This window comes from Schinkia azotoformans (assembly GCF_035811335.1).
In the GTDB taxonomy this organism is placed as follows: Bacteria; Bacillota; Bacilli; order Bacillales; family Bacillaceae_J; genus Schinkia; species Schinkia azotoformans.
This window is the reverse complement of the sequence record NZ_JARSMD010000025.1, coordinates 114103-132211: the sequence shown is the minus strand read 5'-3', so window position 1 is coordinate 132211 and position 18109 is coordinate 114103. Positions and strand designations below refer to the sequence as shown.

General features: G+C 38.2%; 19 protein-coding genes. 1 reads left to right on the top strand and 18 read right to left on the bottom strand.

Annotated features, from left to right (window positions below):
• Positions 1 to 355 precede the first annotated feature (355 nt).
• Entirely contained in the window at positions 356 to 2401 is a 2046-nt protein-coding gene (locus tag P9E47_RS15725; protein ID WP_326163968.1) for a molybdopterin-containing oxidoreductase family protein, read from the top strand.
• Positions 2402 to 2432: 31 nt separating this feature from the next.
• On the opposite strand, the gene P9E47_RS15720 is transcribed toward P9E47_RS15725, so the two are convergent.
• The 18 genes from P9E47_RS15720 to P9E47_RS15635 form a co-directional block, all read right to left on the bottom strand.
• A complete protein-coding gene (locus tag P9E47_RS15720; RefSeq protein WP_326163965.1) occupies positions 2433 to 3164 on the bottom strand; it encodes an HAD family hydrolase in 732 nt (243 codons plus the stop codon).
• 15 nt (positions 3165 to 3179) lie between these two features.
• Positions 3180 to 4112 carry a metallophosphoesterase family protein gene (locus tag P9E47_RS15715; RefSeq protein ID WP_326163963.1) on the bottom strand — a complete coding sequence of 311 codons (933 nt, stop codon included), beginning with the start codon at positions 4110 to 4112 and terminating at the stop codon, positions 3180 to 3182.
• Positions 4113 to 4163: 51 nt separating this feature from the next.
• On the bottom strand, positions 4164 to 5765 hold the full coding sequence (locus P9E47_RS15710; protein WP_326163960.1) for an APC family permease: 1602 nt from the start codon (positions 5763 to 5765) through the stop codon (positions 4164 to 4166).
• A gap of 130 nt (positions 5766 to 5895) precedes the next feature.
• Positions 5896 to 6651, bottom strand: a complete 756-nt coding sequence (fabG, locus tag P9E47_RS15705; protein WP_326163959.1) for a 3-oxoacyl-ACP reductase FabG — start codon at positions 6649 to 6651, stop codon at positions 5896 to 5898.
• Positions 6652 to 6880: 229 nt separating this feature from the next.
• Entirely contained in the window at positions 6881 to 7831 is a 951-nt protein-coding gene (mdh, locus tag P9E47_RS15700) for a malate dehydrogenase (RefSeq protein WP_326163957.1), read from the bottom strand.
• Complete coding sequence (locus P9E47_RS15695; RefSeq protein ID WP_407697190.1) at positions 7828 to 8118, bottom strand: BMC domain-containing protein; 291 nt, start codon at positions 8116 to 8118, stop codon at positions 7828 to 7830. The genes mdh and P9E47_RS15695 overlap by 4 nt, the downstream gene beginning before the upstream one ends.
• Positions 8119 to 8151: 33 nt before the next feature.
• A complete protein-coding gene (locus P9E47_RS15690; protein WP_326163956.1) occupies positions 8152 to 9675 on the bottom strand; it encodes an aldehyde dehydrogenase family protein in 1524 nt (507 codons plus the stop codon).
• Between the two features lie 57 nt (positions 9676 to 9732).
• A complete protein-coding gene (locus P9E47_RS15685; protein WP_326163954.1) occupies positions 9733 to 10002 on the bottom strand; it encodes a BMC domain-containing protein in 270 nt (89 codons plus the stop codon).
• 15 nt (positions 10003 to 10017) lie between these two features.
• Positions 10018 to 10281, bottom strand: a complete 264-nt coding sequence (locus P9E47_RS15680; RefSeq protein WP_326163953.1) for a EutN/CcmL family microcompartment protein — start codon at positions 10279 to 10281, stop codon at positions 10018 to 10020.
• Between the two features lie 19 nt (positions 10282 to 10300).
• Positions 10301 to 10945, bottom strand: coding sequence for a hypothetical protein (locus tag P9E47_RS15675; RefSeq protein WP_326163952.1), 645 nt, complete (start codon positions 10943 to 10945; stop codon positions 10301 to 10303).
• On the bottom strand, positions 10945 to 11613 hold the full coding sequence (gene pduL / locus P9E47_RS15670; RefSeq protein ID WP_326163951.1) for a phosphate propanoyltransferase: 669 nt from the start codon (positions 11611 to 11613) through the stop codon (positions 10945 to 10947). The genes P9E47_RS15675 and pduL overlap by 1 nt, the downstream gene beginning before the upstream one ends.
• Before the next feature lie 26 nt (positions 11614 to 11639).
• Entirely contained in the window at positions 11640 to 11930 is a 291-nt protein-coding gene (locus tag P9E47_RS15665; RefSeq protein WP_035194671.1) for a BMC domain-containing protein, read from the bottom strand.
• Between the two features lie 15 nt (positions 11931 to 11945).
• Entirely contained in the window at positions 11946 to 12209 is a 264-nt protein-coding gene (locus tag P9E47_RS15660) for a hypothetical protein (RefSeq protein ID WP_326152090.1), read from the bottom strand.
• 19 nt (positions 12210 to 12228) lie between these two features.
• A complete protein-coding gene (gene eat / locus P9E47_RS15655) occupies positions 12229 to 13593 on the bottom strand; it encodes an ethanolamine permease (RefSeq protein ID WP_326163950.1) in 1365 nt (454 codons plus the stop codon).
• Positions 13594 to 13662: 69 nt separating this feature from the next.
• Positions 13663 to 14679, bottom strand: a complete 1017-nt coding sequence (locus P9E47_RS15650) for a phosphotransferase enzyme family protein (RefSeq protein WP_326163949.1) — start codon at positions 14677 to 14679, stop codon at positions 13663 to 13665.
• A gap of 31 nt (positions 14680 to 14710) precedes the next feature.
• A complete protein-coding gene (locus P9E47_RS15645) occupies positions 14711 to 15964 on the bottom strand; it encodes a class-III pyridoxal-phosphate-dependent aminotransferase (RefSeq protein ID WP_326163948.1) in 1254 nt (417 codons plus the stop codon).
• Positions 15965 to 16005: 41 nt separating this feature from the next.
• Complete coding sequence (locus tag P9E47_RS15640; protein ID WP_326163947.1) at positions 16006 to 16773, bottom strand: DeoR/GlpR family DNA-binding transcription regulator; 768 nt, start codon at positions 16771 to 16773, stop codon at positions 16006 to 16008.
• Between the two features lie 250 nt (positions 16774 to 17023).
• The gene (locus tag P9E47_RS15635; RefSeq protein WP_003332009.1) at positions 17024 to 17938 is read right to left on the bottom strand and encodes a RelA/SpoT domain-containing protein; all 915 of its coding nucleotides are present in this window, start codon (positions 17936 to 17938) and stop codon (positions 17024 to 17026) included.
• Positions 17939 to 18109 lie beyond the last annotated feature (171 nt).

The following is an 18109-nucleotide window of genomic DNA, read 5'->3' as shown; positions in this document are numbered from 1 at the left end:
TACCTTATTTAAACTTATACGAAATGAATTTGAGGTGGAAGAAATCTTAAATGAATAAACGTAAGTGGATAGTCGATGGCTTGGGAAAGCTTATTTATCAATTTGGGCCGTAATACATAGATAGCTCTAAAAATGGGCGGAGTAAATTTTGTTCTTATAATTTGGAAGCTTCATTTTCATCACTGTAGATTACCTCCTAATAAATTAATATGTGGGAATAGCCGTTTCATCCGTTTTTTGTTATTAAAATATTATGCAATGTCGCAACAAAGAATTATTTTTTGTAGTATAATTTGTACTATTACAAATAATGAAATGTTAATAATCTAATAAAATTATAAAAAGGAGAGCTTTCATGAATACATATGCTAGTCAGAAAGACGGGGTTTTTCCATCAGTCTGCTCCCTTGATTGTCCGGATCAATGTGGACTACTTATCCATAAAAAGGATGGAAAAATAATTAAAGTGGAGGGAGATCCAAACCACCCTGTTACAAAAGGAAACATTTGCAATAAAGTACGAAATGTCGCTGAACGGCTGTATGATGAGAAGCGATTACAATACCCTTTGAAGTGTATTGGTAAAAAAGGAGAGGGAAAATTTGAAAGGATTAGCTGGGACGAAGCGATCCAAACGATCACTTCCCAATGGAAACAGCTTATCGAAACGGAAGGTCCTGAAAGTATCATTCCATACAGCTTCTACGGAAATATGGGAAATCTCAGTGCTGAAGGAATGGACCGTCGCTTCTTTAACAGGTTAGGTGCCACACAGCTTGATCGAACGATTTGCAGCACAGCTGGTGCAATGGGCTATAAATATACGATGGGCGGCAGCTTTGGAGTTGACCCCGTAGATACGATTCATGCAAAACTGTTCATCTTTTGGGGAATCAATGCAGTCAGCACGAATATGCACCAATGGGCAATAGCCCAAAAAGCCCGTAAAAATGGAGCCAAAATTGTAGTTATTGATGTCCATAAAAACCAAACTGGTAGAATGGCAGATTGGTTTATTCCGATTTTGCCAGGAACAGATACAGCGCTTGCCTTAGGAATGATGCACATCTTATTCGCAGAAAATCTGGTAGATGAAGCATTTTTACAGGAATATACAGTTGGTCATGGAGAGCTTCGGGACCATGTGGTTCAATATGATCCATCTACTGTTTCTAAAATTACTGGAGTTCCAGATGTGGATATTTACAAGCTTGCAAGGTTATATGCTGAAACCTCCCCTTCCTTTATTCGAATTGGAAATGGCATTCAGCACCATGATAATGGCGGCATGTGCGTTAGAACGATCGCCTGCCTCCCTGCTTTGACAGGCCAATGGCTGCATAAAGGTGGAGGTGCGATTAAATCTAATTCGAGTTATTTGGGATATAATGAAACATGGTTGCAAAGACCTGATTTATTAAAAAATAAGAATACCCGTATTATTAATATGAACGCCATTGGTGAGGCCCTGCTTTCATTGGAGAAACCGGTTAAATCTATGTACGTTTACCAAAGTAACCCAGCCGTTGTTGCACCATCTGGAAATAAAGTACGTACAGGACTTGAACGGGAAGATTTGTTTTTAGTCGTTCATGATTTATTTTTAACAGAAACGGCTAAATACGCAGATATTATCTTACCTGCTACCTCTTCCTATGAAAATACGGATTTTTATTGTTCCTATTGGCATAACCACGTCCAAATTCAGGAGCCGGTTATCGAAGCGTATGGTGAATCAAAATCAAACACAGATGTATTCAGGCTCTTGGCAAAAGAAATGGGCTTTGACGATCCCGCTCTTTTTGAAACAGACGTAGAACTTATTACAGGTGCGCTTGAAAATACGGGTAATCCTTATATTGAAGGCATTACGTATGAAATGTTGGTAGAAAAGAAATATGTGAAAGCAAACATGAAGCCATTATTCCCTGGTAAGCTGGAAACACCAAGCGGGAAAATCGAACTTTATTCACAAAAGATGGCCAATGCAGGGCTTCCACCATTGCCGACTTATATCCCATTATGTGATGACGGGGATTTTCCATTTCAATTTGTCCCGGCACCTAATCACAATTTCTTAAACTCTACTTTTTCTAACAATGAGAAACACGTAAGTTTGGAAAAAGAACCAAAATTACATTTAAATATTCAGGATGCGTTATCAAGAAATATTGAGGATGGGGATTTAGTTCGAGTTTGGAACGATCGTGGTGAATGCGAGCTGAAAGTGTCTGTAGATGAAAATGTACTGCCAGGAGTAGTTGCCACTCAAGGGTTGTGGAGTGACCGACCTGGTACGAAGCACCACCTCAACTCTCTCACCCCTGACCGCATAGCTGATATTGGCGGCGGAGCAACGTTCTTCTCAGGACGGGTAGATATTGAAAAGGTTTATAAATAAAGAAGCAGGGGAGAGCCCTGCTTCTTTACCTTTACATCGTTAGCTTTTTATAACTTTTAATGATAACATCTGCATCTTTCAGGTGATTTATATTGTTGTCTGAATAGGTGACAATTCCCACTGTAACATTTACCCCAGCATTTTTCCCTAATTGCATATCAGCATTTGTATCCCCAATTAACATTGTTTCTGACAATGAAATACTATAGCGGTCTCTTGCTAAATAAGCCATATCAGGGAAGGGCTTACCATTTGATACTTGATTGCTTCCAATGACAAATTCAAAATAGTCAGCCAGCTTTACTTCTTTCAAATGTTCCCATGCTCTGTCTGTATCATCAGCTGTCAACACACCTAACCTGATGTTGCTTGCCCTTACATCCTCTAAAAACTCTTTTATTCCATCAATTGCTTTTATTGTTGAAGAATTTTCTTTTTCATTTGCAAATTTTACACTTTCAACAGCATAAACCACAGCTGAATCCCATGGAACTCCGTTTTCATATAATTTATAGGCAATGATGGTCTTACTCTCTTCTATACTTGCAATGGCTAGCGGTCCTTTTGGATCAACAAAATCTCCTTTTTCCCCCGTTCCAAATGCTGTCCTTAATTCAATTCTACTTAATGGGCATTCGGGTACAGTATCTACTAAGTAATCAAAAATATTATCAATCCACGGAATCCAAATGGAAGGAAAATCTATTATTGTTCCATCTTTATCGAATAGTATCGTTTTAATTCCCCTTCCTAAAATTAACATTTTATCACACCCTTTTTACCCTGCTGTTAACGTATAAGACAGGGTACCATCTGAACTAATATCAATTAATGCTCCTCTAAGCATACCTTGATCATAATCTGTACCTGCATTGATACAAATCGTATTCCCTATTCTAGTTACTCCTCTACTTTCATGGACATTACCATGCAATGACAGTAATGGCTGATACTTCTCAATTGCTGCTCTAACCGCTTTACTACCGGTTGGTGCTGTTGCTAAAGAATCTCCATCTAATACCGGCTTCAAGTCTTCATCATATAAAGTACCTCGGTCCAAATCGGTATCATAAGGAGGCATATGAATATTAAAAATACACTTCCTCATATCCTTTACTTCAGCACATAATGCATTAATTTTCTCAGCAAGTTCTTCTTCACTCACTTCACGGGGATACCTAAAGACACTTGGCTTGCCACCGCCAATGGAGACAACTTCATAACCGTTGACTTCAATAATTTTCCCATCACCATTTTGGACATGATTTCCTGAATTTAATATATCATCCAAATAATAATCATCAACACTGCCTGGAATGATAACACATGGGATTTCAGTTCTTGCAAATCTTTCATCAGCGAGCTTTATCCATTCTTTAAGAACTTCCATTTGCTTTTCTTTAATAATCCGTTCTGCATCGCTCTCATTTAGCGTGTTTAATTCTGCTTCAGATATCACTAATGGATAAAAACCAGCATCACGCAGATTTCTTTCTAAATCAGGAAGTTCCCTTACCTTTTTTACTTTTACAGTTGAGCCATAATACGTACAGGTATAAACGCCATCCTTTTCAACAATCGGAACGACCATTTTCCCTGTAAAATCACCTCCGAATATTACTAAATTAGCATTATAAAACTTACCACCATTGGTAAATTTACGGAAAGCAGTTTCACCACCGTGCAAATCTGCGGCATAGAATATTCTCAAGACTCTCACTCCGTTTCCCTTTTAAATAAGGTTATATGGTTGGATTGATGATCAATCGGAAGGGATTTCCTGGAATTGAATATCAATATCTACTCCTTTTTTAGCGTACGAGCGTTTCGTCATGTAATAGATAAAAATAGGAATAAACATGAGTGACAATGAGACAACAATCATGGTAAATGGTAAATCTCCTCTGAAAAATGGTATTAGAAGATAGTAACAAATTGATACACTAATCGCTAGAGTTAACCAACCGAGAATTGTAATTAGGTGCATACCTAGGAATTTTGTTTTGACAATAGGAGGAGAGGAATTAAACAAGATCTTCTTCCGCGTTGAAAATATGATTCCTGAGATACCCAAAAAGATCCATGCCAAGAACCATGTAAAAATTGTGTAGGCAATGTTGGCTGTCCAGGAAGGGAGAAAAATATCGACCATTGAAAAAATCCAAGCCCCAATTATTACAGTTCTTAATGCATAAGTAGGAGAGTTTGTCTTCGGATTGAGTTCCATAAATTTACTAGGGATTAAGCGGTCAAAAGACCAAGCAACAAAATTACGTGATGGGCCAAAGCCTAAGCCTGCAGCTGATCCAAAAGTTGCAACAGCAAAACAAATGGCAATCAAAAATACAAAGATAGGGCTTTTTGTCATGATCCCAATCATGATCGTTATAAATGGATCATAGCCTTGGAATGGATAAGCCTCATGCCCTGCATTATATAAGTAATACAGGCTATTTGACCATATATCACCGAAGTTTACATAAGTCATACCATAGAAAATTGTCCAAACGACCATTAAGATCGCAATTGATCCAAATAAAGCAAGTAGCTGTGATTTTTGAACGTTGCGAACCTCACCAGCTAAATTAGCGCCGAATGTTGACCCCAATGTATTAAGAATAATATAGGTCGAACCAGCCATAAATGTAGCGCCGAATAAAAACTTTGTCGTATAGCCATCTTCTTTTGCTATTTTTATGACATCATCGTAGGCTAGCCCTGTGAGTTGCGTAAAGTTCACGGCAAATGTGCCTTGGCCTGTAACAATATTTGCAATTATAAAAACTACAGCCCCTATTAGAGTAGCAGTTAGTGTTACATAGGCCAGCCTTACCATCCACTTTGTACCTTTATAGTAAATATAATAAATGAGTAAAAGCAAAGCAGTACAAATAATCGCATGCATGATGTTTGTATTAAAGAATTCAGCTAACTTTAACCAGGCTGGATCATTTCCTTTAATAAGCGCCATCGAATAGAAGAATTCTACAATCGACCATTTTACAATCCAGTTTAATAGAATCCCAGTCCATGAGATTGAAGTAAAGGTAATCATAAAGCTTGACATTAAACCTAGTGATGGATGCATAATCCGGCTGATATAAATGTATTCACCGCCGGACCTTGGCATAGACACGGAAAATAACCAATAAAGCCCCGCAATGATAAACATCTGAGATACGGCCAAAATAGCCCAAACCATGTGGGCACCTGGATATAAAAACGGCGCCCACATAATATATACAAGTGCGAACATTAAACCAGGATTTGCAGCTGAATAAATCAATGTATCAACCGGACTGATTTGTCTGGCTACTCCACCCGTTGACTTTTGTTCAAATAATGCAAGACCTGCTTTAGACATTTTATCTCCCTTCTCTCCTGTAAAAGTATCCTAAGCAATTGGCGGCGTTCGATCAAAACTTCATCACAAGATAGATAACGCTTACATAGTTTTCGATCAACTGTTGTGGCACGAATATTGTCCATGTTGGTTAGTTTTCCGGTAGAATTTGCCCGCCGTCAACAATAATCGTTTGACCAGTAATAAATCCAGCTTCCTTGGAGGCTAAGAACAAAGCAGCATAACCGATATCTTCCACTGTTCCTAACTTTTTCATAGGAATTGAAGCGGCCATCTCGTTTAAATAATCTTCTCCCATTCCCTCTAATCCTTCAGTTAATATATTGCCAGGCATTACAGCATTAACAGTTATTCCGTCAGCAGCTAATTCTAATGACGTTGTCCGCATGAAACCAAGCTGCGCAGCCTTACTTGCAGCATAGTGGGCCCACCCAGGATAACCTGTCACAGGGCCAGTGATTGATGATGTAATGACAATCCGGCCAAATTCCGCTTTTTTCAAAACCGGCAGGCATGTCTGAACTGAAATAAATGTTCCTTTTGCATTTGTATTCATCACTGTATCCCAATCATCGTCAGTCATTTCTTCAAGAGGAGCAGACGGGAATATCCCGGCGTTAGCACATAGTACATCGATACCACCGAATGTTTCAGTGACTTTTTGGACCATCGACTCCATTGATTTTCGATCCGTAACATTGGCGTTGAAAGCAACCACTCTTCCCTCTCCCCCATTAATTTCAGCTGCACATGTTTCAGCGGTGGAGAGGTCACGGGCAACAACTGCCACATTTGCACCATGATTGGCAAATACACATGCAATTCCTTTTCCAATCCCCTTACTTCCACCTGTAACGATTACTGTCTTTCCCTTTAAAGAAATCATCTAAACATCCCCTTTCTGAAGATTCTGATATTACAAGATAATAAAAGTTACCAAAAAAGAGTGGATAGTTGTTGAATAGTTTGTGTATTGTTGTGGCTTTTGTTTGGTAGTAATTTTTATGTCCATTTCCTATTTAATATTCCGATACTATCCATAAAAATTATTTCAGAAGCATGTCCACTAACTGGAATTTGAAAATTATTGATTTCACTCAGTTGTTTTTAATATTTTAATATAGTATTCCTGTTATCTTTATTGTTTTCATAATCTCATTTGCGGATATATCCAATTGTGCTTTTTCTTCGTCTGTTAGGGGCAGTTCTATAATACTCTCAATACCTTTTCCACCGAGCACCGTTGGAACCCCTAGATAGAGGTCGTTATATCCATATTCACCCTCAAGATACGCTATGGCTGGCAGAACGCGTTTTTTATCTTTGATTATGGCCTCTGCCATTTCTACTAAAGACGCAGCGGGTGCGTAGTAAGCACTACCATTCCCTAGTAACTCAACAATCTCGCCACCACCTTTTCTCGTTCTCTCGATAATGGCATCGATTTGTTCTTTTGACATTATTAATTCCAAGGGTATGCCACCAACATTGGAATACCGAATCAGCGGCACCATAGTATCACCGTGTCCTCCAAGTACAAAACCTGTAACATCTTCGACTGAAATGTCTAAAGCCTTAGCTACAAAAGTTCTAAAACGAGCCGTATCAAGCACACCAGATTGACCGATTACACGTTTTTTTGGAAATCCTGTTGTTTTAAAGCATGTATAGGTCATGGCGTCAACTGGATTGCTCAAAACGAGTACATAACTATCTGGGGCATACTCCTTTATCTTTTTTGAAACGTTTATTATAATTTCTTTATTCGTTAAGACTAAATCATCGCGGCTCATACCAGGCCTTCTGACTATACCGGCAGTAACGATAACCATATCTGCATTTTTTATTTTAGAGTAATCTGATGTGCCCTTAATGGAAACATTGAATTTTTCAATAGGACCTGCTTCTAGCATATCTAACGCTTTTCCTTTCGCAGGATTTTCCAACTCTGGTATATCAACCAAGATAATATCACCCAGTTCTTTTTGTGCTAACATGAGGGCACAAGTAGCACCAGTAAAGCCGGCTCCGATTACCGCAATTTTATTCCTTCTAAAAGTTTTCATAACGATCTCCCTTTTTTGATAAGTTCTTTTGTTTCGGTATCTGGATGAGGAATTACCAAGGACGAGACAACCGTTCCATAACGAGTAGCTGCTTCTTTACCTGCTTCTACCGCAGCCTGTACTGCACTAACATCGCCTTCAATAACAATCGTTACTAAAGCTGCATCTACCTTATCCTGCCGTATAAGGGTAACGTCAGCTGCCTTTAACATTGCATCTGCTGCTTCAATTGCACCAATCAAACCTCTTGTTTCAATCATCCCTAAAGCACCGTTAATATCTGTCATCTATTTCTCTTCCTTTCTACAAGTATCTCTTTCCTACCTTTGAAGCTCGGAAACTACTTTTTGCACTAGAAACTTAATCTCCTTAACATCAATTGGTTCTCGTTCAATCTTCATACTTTCCAGAACCTTTGAAACAACGTTTTCTACATGGTCACCCTCGTTACTTAAAGAATCCTTTGGACGTTCTGATTCTTGTGGAAGAAGAACCTCTTTTGTTACATATGCTAAACGTTTTATATTAATGAGATGCCGCGCTGAAATATTATCACCTGTTATATTGCCACCATAGGACCCACATCCTAGAGTAAATGAAGGCTTTAGTCCAGTCGTTGCCCCAACTGCCCCAATTGATGATAAAGTATTGACCATAATTCTTGATACAGGCATAATCTGTGCGTATTCCTCAGCAATTTGTTCATCATTTGTATGGATTGACAAACTATGACCTCTCCCTCCAAGATTCAAAAGACCTAAACAAATCTCTTTAGCCCTATTTTGAGTAGGAGCGGTATAAAGAGCAAGAATGGGTGATAGCTTTTCAATCGAAAATGGAGCGGACTTTTCTAATCGGTCTTCTTCTGCAATGATGACACGGGTATCAGCCGGAACGTTTATCCCTGCCATTTTTGCTATTTCCACTGCTGAATGGCCAACTATGTTAGGATTAAGCTGCCCAATTACAGGTGAGATGATTTTTTCCATTTTTACCTTCTCTTCTCCTTCTACAAAATAAGCCTTATTTTTTTTAAACTCTCGAATTGTCATTTCCTTTACATTTTGGTCAACAACGATAGCTTGCTCAGAAGCACAAATCGTTCCATTATCAAAAGTTTTGCTATCAACTATATTTTTAACAGCATTGGCAACATTAGCCGTTTTTTCTATATAAGCTGGTACATTTCCGGGACCAACACCATATGCCGGTTTACCCGAACTGTAGGCAGCTCTTACCAGACCGACTCCGCCTGTTGCCAGAATAACATTAGTCAACTTGTGATTCATTAACAGTTGAGTTGCTTCTATAGTCGGTTTTGAAATCCAGCCAATTAATCCTTGGGGTGCTCCAGCCTCGATAGCAGCTTCGTTACAGATCTTTAGTGCTTCGATCGTACAATTTGTTGCTCTAGGGTGCGGACTTGCCACAATCCCATTTCCGCTTTTTAATGATATTAAAGTTTTGTAAATAGCTGTTGAGGTTGGATTAGTAGTTGGAATAATAGCTGCTACTACACCAAATGGATAAGCAATTTCAGTTACTTTTAAGGCATGATCACAATGAATGATACCGATTGTTTTTTCATTTTTGATGGACTCGTATACGTCGCGTGAACTTACTTCATTTTTTATTTTTTTATGCACCGCAATGCCCATCCCTGTTTCTTCTACAGCCATATCTGCAAGTCTTTTAGATTCCCGAAATGCTGCATCAGCCACCTGTTTTACAATCCGATCCACATCTTGTTGTGTAAAGGTCGCAAACACTTTTTGCGCTTCATGGGCTTTGGTAAGAGCATTTCTCATTTCTTGGATGGATTGAAGGTCTTGGTCAAAGCTCATTTAGTGAATCCCTCCTACTGTTACGCTTTTTTTCTATCACAACATATACACCTGCTTTCACTCAATCAATCTATCCAAAGTTTGATCATCAGCTGCTGGAATGACCGTATAGGCAATGAGAGCTCCCGTACGTTCTGCTACACCTTTGCCAGCTTTAATCGCAGCAACCACTGCACTAACATCGCCCGTGATAAATGTTGTTACAAGAGCTGGATCTGTTTTGTTTTGCTGAAATACAATTACATCAGCCGTTTTGAGCATCATGTCAGTTGCTTCAATTGTAGTAGCAATTCCCAATGTCTCGATCATCCCAACAGCTTTTCCCATTGATTTCATCCTTTCCTATTCTTCCGGATCAATAATTCCGATAATCAGTGCGTCAATAGGAACCGGTTGATCATTAAATTTAGATGCCGGTGTTCCTCTCGTTATAATCACTTTATCTCCTGTACCTGCACCAATTCGATCAGCTGCCACAAGAATAGAACCCATGCAGGTAACATCTGGCTCAACATGATCTAATTTGACCTTCAGTAGTTTTACCCCTGTTAACCCATCCTCTTTTCTTGTAGCCCAAATGCTTCCTAACACGGTTCCTATTACCATAATTAAATCCTCCCTGACTTTAGGAAAAAGAAATCTGAATTCCAAGTTCCCTTGCTTTATCTTTCGCAAGTGGGGTAATGATTGTTCCTTGTTGAACAACAAGTTGATTACCAGCTAAATGCATAATATCTTCAAGTGAAATAAGGGTTTTAGATGACTTACTTTGTTCATTTAGTTTTTTAATCGTTGAACAATTGCACAACTTCAATTCCTCTAATGATTTAAAGGTTACACCAAACTTTTCAATCGTCCCTTTATAATCTCGTAGCTTCTTAATATAGGAGGAATAGTGATGATTTTTTTCATCCCCTTCCAACAGCTGACGTAACGAAGCATCTGGTATGAACGTTATCGGGATTTCGTTCATGATTAATTGTACAAATAGCTTACTGTTCGGGCTGTCGGCTAGGCCGAGGGCAACTCTTACGATTGTGTCCTGATCTATGTTTAAAAACATCGCTTGATCAAAACTGGAAAATACATTACCTTCAATTTTCTCAGCCAAAACAATATTCCAATCTTGTTTTAAACGACTTAATACCTGTTCCATATCCTGTCCCGGCTTGGAGATGACAAGGAGATTAGATTTAGTATTATTTCCATTGGTTTCAAGTTTGGTTATCACCTGTTTTACTATATCTTCGATAAGCTTAGAGTCGATCATTACTGCTCACCTGGCTTCAAGAGTTTCCCATGCGCACCTGATTTTACATTCGCAGCATTCGCCTCGTCTGTATCAATATGCATTTCTAGAACAAAGCCTGATGATACGCGTACTTTAACTTTATCAAAGGATATCGGTCGATTTTCGTTCATCATTTTAATGCGGACATAGTCTCCATCCTTCACGTTAAAATACTCAGCATCTTCAAGTGACATATGAATATGGGCCTGGGCAATAATAAGCCCTTCTTCTAAATAGATACTTCCTTTAGGACCGATTATTGTAATAGGCGAGGAGTTTATGATCTTACCAGACTCCCGAATTGGCGGCTGTAAACCAAGTTTTATTGCATCAGAGATACTGACTTCAACTTGCGTGTTCTTCCTAAATGGACCCAGTATTCTTACGTTTTGAATGCATCCTTTTGGCCCCGCCAGAGTGACCGTTTCATTTGCGGCATAATGACCTGGTTGCTTTAAATCCACTTTTTTTGTAAGCGATGCATCTTTTCCGAAAAGAACAGCAAAATCCTCAACCGTTAAATGACAGTGCCGACTGGAAACACCAATTGGAACAAGAGTTTCATTTTTACTTTTTTCCATTTTTCCCAGGGTTGTAATCTCCTTTACAATTTCATCAACTAAACGATCTATATCTACTTTTCCCATTAAAAGTACACCTCGAAGACCATTATTTATTCACCTATTTTGGGTAAAATAGCAATCAATTCATTGTGAGGACGTGGGATTACATGGACAGAAAGCAGTTCTCCAACACGTTGTGCTGCCACACTTCCAGCCTCCGTTGCGGCTTTAACAGCGCCCACATCTCCTGTTACTAGGACGGTTACAATACCTCCCCCGACATGAACTTTTCCGACAATATTTACATTTGCAGCCTTTACCATCGCATCTGCTGCCTCTATTGAACCTACAAGACCTTTTGTTTCGATCATTCCAAGTGCTCCATTTAAAGATGTTGACATTATAAATTCCTCCTTTTAATATCTAGTAAACTTCACTTTATTCGAGTAAGTGTGTGCATTATTTAGAGTAATGTTGCTCCAATCGGAAACCTCACTATCAGACAGCGGCACTAAGTATTGAATATTTTCTTTATGGGTATGGTTCACAACGCCTGCATCATGAAATGAATTCCACTCTTTAATTTCATCATCACTTAGTTTTCCTTTAGTAGGATTCTCTACTAAACTCATCCGCTCTAGGACAAGTCTCGTTATTTTTTCAACTAATTCTTTATCCATGTTCCCCCTCCTCTAATACTTATTTTTCAGTGGCTACAGCAGTTTCATCACCCATACGTTCCTCAGGTGCATCTGTGTTAATTCGGTAACGAGCCCAGGCGTAGTAATAAATTATCGCTACAATAAAAATACTAATACTGATCATGAAGAAGGTGATGTTTGCAAATACACTTGCAAAAATAGAAATTACAGCGAGTACTAATGAAACGATTGGAGTGATTGGAAATAACGGTGTATTGTATGCACGTGGTAGATTCGGTTCCTTTTTTCTTAGAATTAATACTGACAGATTCATAGAAATGTAGGAAACTAGGGCACCAAATGTTGAAATCAAAATTAAATCATCCGGATTGAATAGCATCACTAAAACTAAACCTACAATACCAGGTAAAATAATTGCCAAATATGGTGTTCTTCTTGTTTTGTGCAATGAGGCTAAAATGGGTGGTAAATATCCTGCTCTAGATAAGGCAAAGATTTGTCGTGAATAAGCCAGCATAACGCCGGAAAAGCTTGCAATCAACCCCACAAGTCCAACCGAGGCAAGGATTTGAGCTAACCAATAAGTGTTTCCAAAGGCTGCCGCAAGAGCTGCTGGTAGTGGGTCAGTTGCTGTGCTCATATGTTCAATTCCTGCAAGACCAATGGCAACAGTAGTTGTTATTACCGAGAGAATCAATAATGTTGTAATTCCTGAAATAATTCCTTTTGGCATATCCTTTTTGGGATTTCTTGTTTCCTCAGATAGCATTGGCAGCATTTCGATAGCAAGAAAGAGCCACATAGCATATGGAAGGGCCGCCCAAATTCCTTTAAATCCGTTTGGAATTAAAGCTTCACCTGTTCCAAATAAATTCTCAATCTTAATTTGTGGAAAACCAACAAAATACATTAAAACTAGTAGAGCTAAAGCTATGAAAACAAAGATTGCTTCAAGTGTTGCATATTCCTTAATACCAATTATGTGTATTATCATGAAGAAAATATACATGAAGGTTGCCGCAATAATCATATTTACCGATGGAAATAAGAAATTAATATAGCCTCCAATCCCAATCGCTACAACAGGAGCAGCAATTAAGTACTCTAACGTTACACCAATTCCGGTTAGGTAGCCGGCCAATGGGCCCATTGCCCTTCTAGCAAAGGAATAAGGACCTCCGGCATGCGGAAGGGCTGTCGACAATTCAGAAATTCCTAAACACATAAACCAGTACATAATCCCCATAACTGCAACGGCAATTAACATACCAACATATCCTGATTCTGCTAAGCCAAAGTTCCAGCCAAAGTAATTTCCTGAGATTACGATTCCCACCCCAATTACCCATAAATGAAATGGCGTAAGCGTTTTCTTTAATTCCAAATTCTTGGTTTCTTCCATTTGGTACGCCTCCTTTTCAAATTTTATTGATTTACATAACTATCACACTATAAACCTTCCAACTAGGCGTTAGTCAGAAAACGCCTCCAAATAATTCTTAGCTAATTGATCTGTCTGTTCTGTATAAGCAACTCCCATTTGTTTGGTCAAATCATTATCTCGGCTGCCTATCCAAGAAATGAGCATTAAACGACGTAACATTATAAAAGTAGGAATTTCTTGCTCTTCTTCATTCGAAAGAGGATGAACCTTCCGATAGCCTTTCAACCACGCTTTTACCAACTTAGGGACATAGGGTTCATGCTCAATGAAGCTAAGTGCAGAAGCAATATCAAATAAGTACCAACCAAAGGCGCAATCATCAAAGTCAATGACTCTAATTTGATTGTTGTGTACAAGTAAATTCGCCAGCCGTAAATCGGCATGGATAAGTCCATAACGGTCTTTTGATTTTCCAAACCTCTCTAGTCTTTTCTTGATTACCTTCGAAACTTTTTGAAAAAGTTCTTTGCGCTCAGGTGTGATCCCTTTTCCATTCTCCCATTTGCCCCACTTCGGGTTTTCACCGAGAATCGTTTCACAATTCCAACTTTCCCGATCAATATCTTTCACTCTTTCCCATGACTTAGCATGTTTATGCAGATGGGCTGTAACTTCACCTAATGTCTCGAAATCTCTAATCAATAAATCTTCATCACTTGGTTTCGGTTCTTTCCCTTCTAGAAAAGTGTACATCGTGCAATGATAATCATGGTTATCAAATTCACTGGTAACTGTCTGAACAAATTCTCCATTACTTCCCGCTATTGGCAACGCTACTTCAACCTTCGAATTTTTCGCAATATCAAGAATCCATTCAATTTCTACCCGTATCTGTTCCTTCGTATGATAATTCGGACGACATACCCGCAAAATTGATTTTTCTTTCGTTTCCTTATTTTCCACTATATACGTAGCATTTTCAGAATAATCAAGAAGCTCTACCATTAAGTTTTCATGTTCAGGATATAAAAGTTTGGCACGTTGACTAATGTAATTAAAATGCTCTAATAATTCTTCAACTGACTGAAACTTTGATTGTTCCATGGGGGAACCCCTCCCTTTTAAGAAAATTATATTATCTTTTTCTGGCCGCTTCTTTAATACCTTTTTCACAACGCTCCAACAATTCGTCACAATAAGTTTTATCTAATAGCAATCCTGGCTTAAATTGTAAAACCTTTGTATCAAGCATTGAATAAATTGCCCAAACACCATTATCATAAAAAGCACGCATAACATCTTTGGCATCATCTTTTTCTCTAAACTCTAATCCCATAATGACACCAAGCTGACGGATGCCTACAAAATAATCGGAATAGTTTTGTCTAATCCGCTCCAGTCCTGTTCTTAAATAACGGGAAACATACTCGACATTTTTTACTACCTCTGGACGTTGACAAATCTCCAACACCTTTTCACCAACAACGCAACCCAGTTCGGCCCCGCCAAAAGTTGAGATATGTGCAAGCCCATCCTCGTTCATCCAGCCGGCTGCACGTTCACCAACTACTGTTGCTGTGATCGGATAAATTCCTCCGCTTAAACCCTTGGCTGTAACAAGAATATCCGGATCTACACCATAATGTTCGATACCCCACATCTTTCCACTCCGCATTAGACCTGTCTGAACTTCATCAGCCACATAAAGAGTGCCATATCTTTCGCAAAGTTCCTTTACCTTTTTTAAGTAACCTTCCTCCGGTAGCGGAAATCCATATGTAGCTGGAACCGTTTCGATCACGACACAAGCTACATCCTCTTCATAAAGGGCATTTTCCATCGCAGCTAGATCATTGAAAGGGACTTGTTTAAATAAACCAGGTTCCCCTTGGCTTAAAAAAGGACCTGAATAACGAATATGTCCTAATGAGACAGCCAACCCGCTATGACCATGATAACCATTTTGAATGGAAACGACTTTCTTACGTTTTGTTGCATAACGTGCACATTTAATGGCTGCGTCTATTGCTTCACTTCCTCCGCAACCAAAAATAGTATAACGAACGCTTTTTGGGGTTGAGCGACCTAGGGCTTCAGCAAGTTTAGCACGTCCAATCGAAGGAAAATGATGATTCCCAATATCAAACTCGTCGAACGCATCCTTTAGCGCTTGGATCACTTCTTGATTTCGATGACCAAGATTAAACGTACCCCCATTTAAGTGCAGATCCATGAGCCTCTTTCCGTGCATATCGTAAATATAGTACCCTTCGCGTTTTCCCATCACAAAATCAATGCCATCTTCTTGCCATTGACGTGTTTTTCCTGGGTTCCACCAATCAATCGATTTTTGGAGAACTTCCTCTTTTCCTATGTCCAATTTGATCATATCTCTATCCCCTTTATATACTAGTTAGTTTTTTGTGGCATTTACGCCATCACCGTTTTAATATCAAATGATTCCAACCTCTTCCTCCAATCACTTGATAACTTGCTGTCAGTAATAACCGTTGAAATCTCTGGGAGTGAGGCAATGTGAGCAAATGTTGCTTTTCCAAACTTAGAATGATCAGCAAGAATAACAACCTCATCTGCCCGTTCAATCATTTTTCTCGATAGATTTGCACCATTTATGTCATAATCAGTGATTGCACCGTTAACAGATATTCCTCCAGCAGCAATAAAAGCTTTATTTACCTTTAATTCACCTAACATATTTTCTGCTATAGGTCCCGCCGTAAGCTTTTGCTCTTTATCCAATTCTCCCCCTGTAAAAATAACTCTTCCTTCAAAATGACCCTCCAAACACATAAGTAAAATCGGGACAGAAGGAGTAACAATCATAACACCCTTCTTATCCTTCAAATAATGAACCATATGCGATGCGGTTGTACCATGGCCTATCATAATGATTTCTCCATCCTCGACTATATCTGCTGCAGCTTTACAAATTGCATACTTCTCTTCTGCATTAACCATGGATTTTTGATCATACGGAAGCTCAAAAGCTCCTTTTTCCCTTACAGCTCCACCATGGACTTTTTTAAGAAGATTTTCCTTTTCCATCCGGTCAAGATCGCGTCTTATTGTTTCGCCTGAAACGCCAAGTATATCAACAAGCTCTGGAATTCTAACACGATCCTGTTTCGAAAGAATGTTGACAATAACCTTTTTTCTTTCTTCAAAAGAAACTGACATGTAATTCACCTGCAATCCATTGAGTAATCTGTGTTGTTCTACAATTTCAAACGATCAAACCCCTTACAATGTAATATTGTATTGGTATGATTCTGTTTAATATCCAAATAAAACAACATGATTTTGTCTATTTGTTTTGAATTTTAGTTGTTTTGTTTTGATTTTATGTCCAAAACCAATGAATATTCCAAAACTATTAATCTAGTTTTGGTTTTTTTAGAAAAACAAAAAACATCCCCATTGGAGATGTTCATCCAGTAAAATCTTTAAGTTTGTCTGAAAAACTTAAGATATCATCAGATAGTTCTTGAACAAGAATATTACTTATATCCGAAACAAGTGATGCTTTTTCTGATTCATCGATTTCAAGTTTTTCTATTCTTGATTTTAATTTTTTTAATTCCATATCTTTTTTTTCAATAATCGCTTTATATTCATGCCCCATTTCATTCCAACTATCGTTAAGTAATTTAACTACAGATGATAGTTCATCTGCACTTCCAGCCAGACGGTTAAGCACTAAGAGATTTAATGCTAACACGTTCGGTATATTATTACTTGGGTATCTTAGTTGATGATCAATTTCACCATACCCTTCCTCGAAAATAGTCCTAACTTGTATTTCCGCAATTACATTTTGACGTGTTGGGGTAAAATTAACTAAATAATGAACGGAACGATAGCCTGACTCTCTTGATTTTATGGATAATCCCAAATTTTCATAGGGTTCTTTATTATCACCATCTCTTATATTGGCAACTATTTCGATCGTTTCCCAAGTTTCTTTAATAAAATTATGTATACTCTCCCAGTCCTCTTTAAATATATGGATAACACGTACACCAATCAAATCTGTTATTTCTCTTCTGTAATTGTCTACCGAAAATTGAAATTCTTTACCGTAGGTCCCCTGTCTATCAGAGGTTTTCCTAATAAGTTTAGCTACCAAGTGTTTTGGTTCTTTTACCCTTGATTTAACCGTATGAACATTTTTATGTTTTCGGAACACATCCGCAATATAGTTAGCTTGTGTTTCTAATTGGGGTTTCAGATTAAGATAGTCATTGTAAATAAGCATTAGGTTTTCCCAATCAATATTATTTTGATTTAAATAATCTTCTGTAAAATGATACTCATTTAAGAAAGTGCTTTTATCTAAATTCAATAAGGGTGCCTCCTTTATCCATTTGCATTCATTTTAACAATTATTTCAGTATCTGGAAATGAAATCTCTTTTTAAGTTTCGTCACAGAATTGTTGTTATTTTGACATAATTTCGTTATACTTTCTTTGATATTAAATAACTTTTAAATATAAAAAATATCTATGAAGAGCT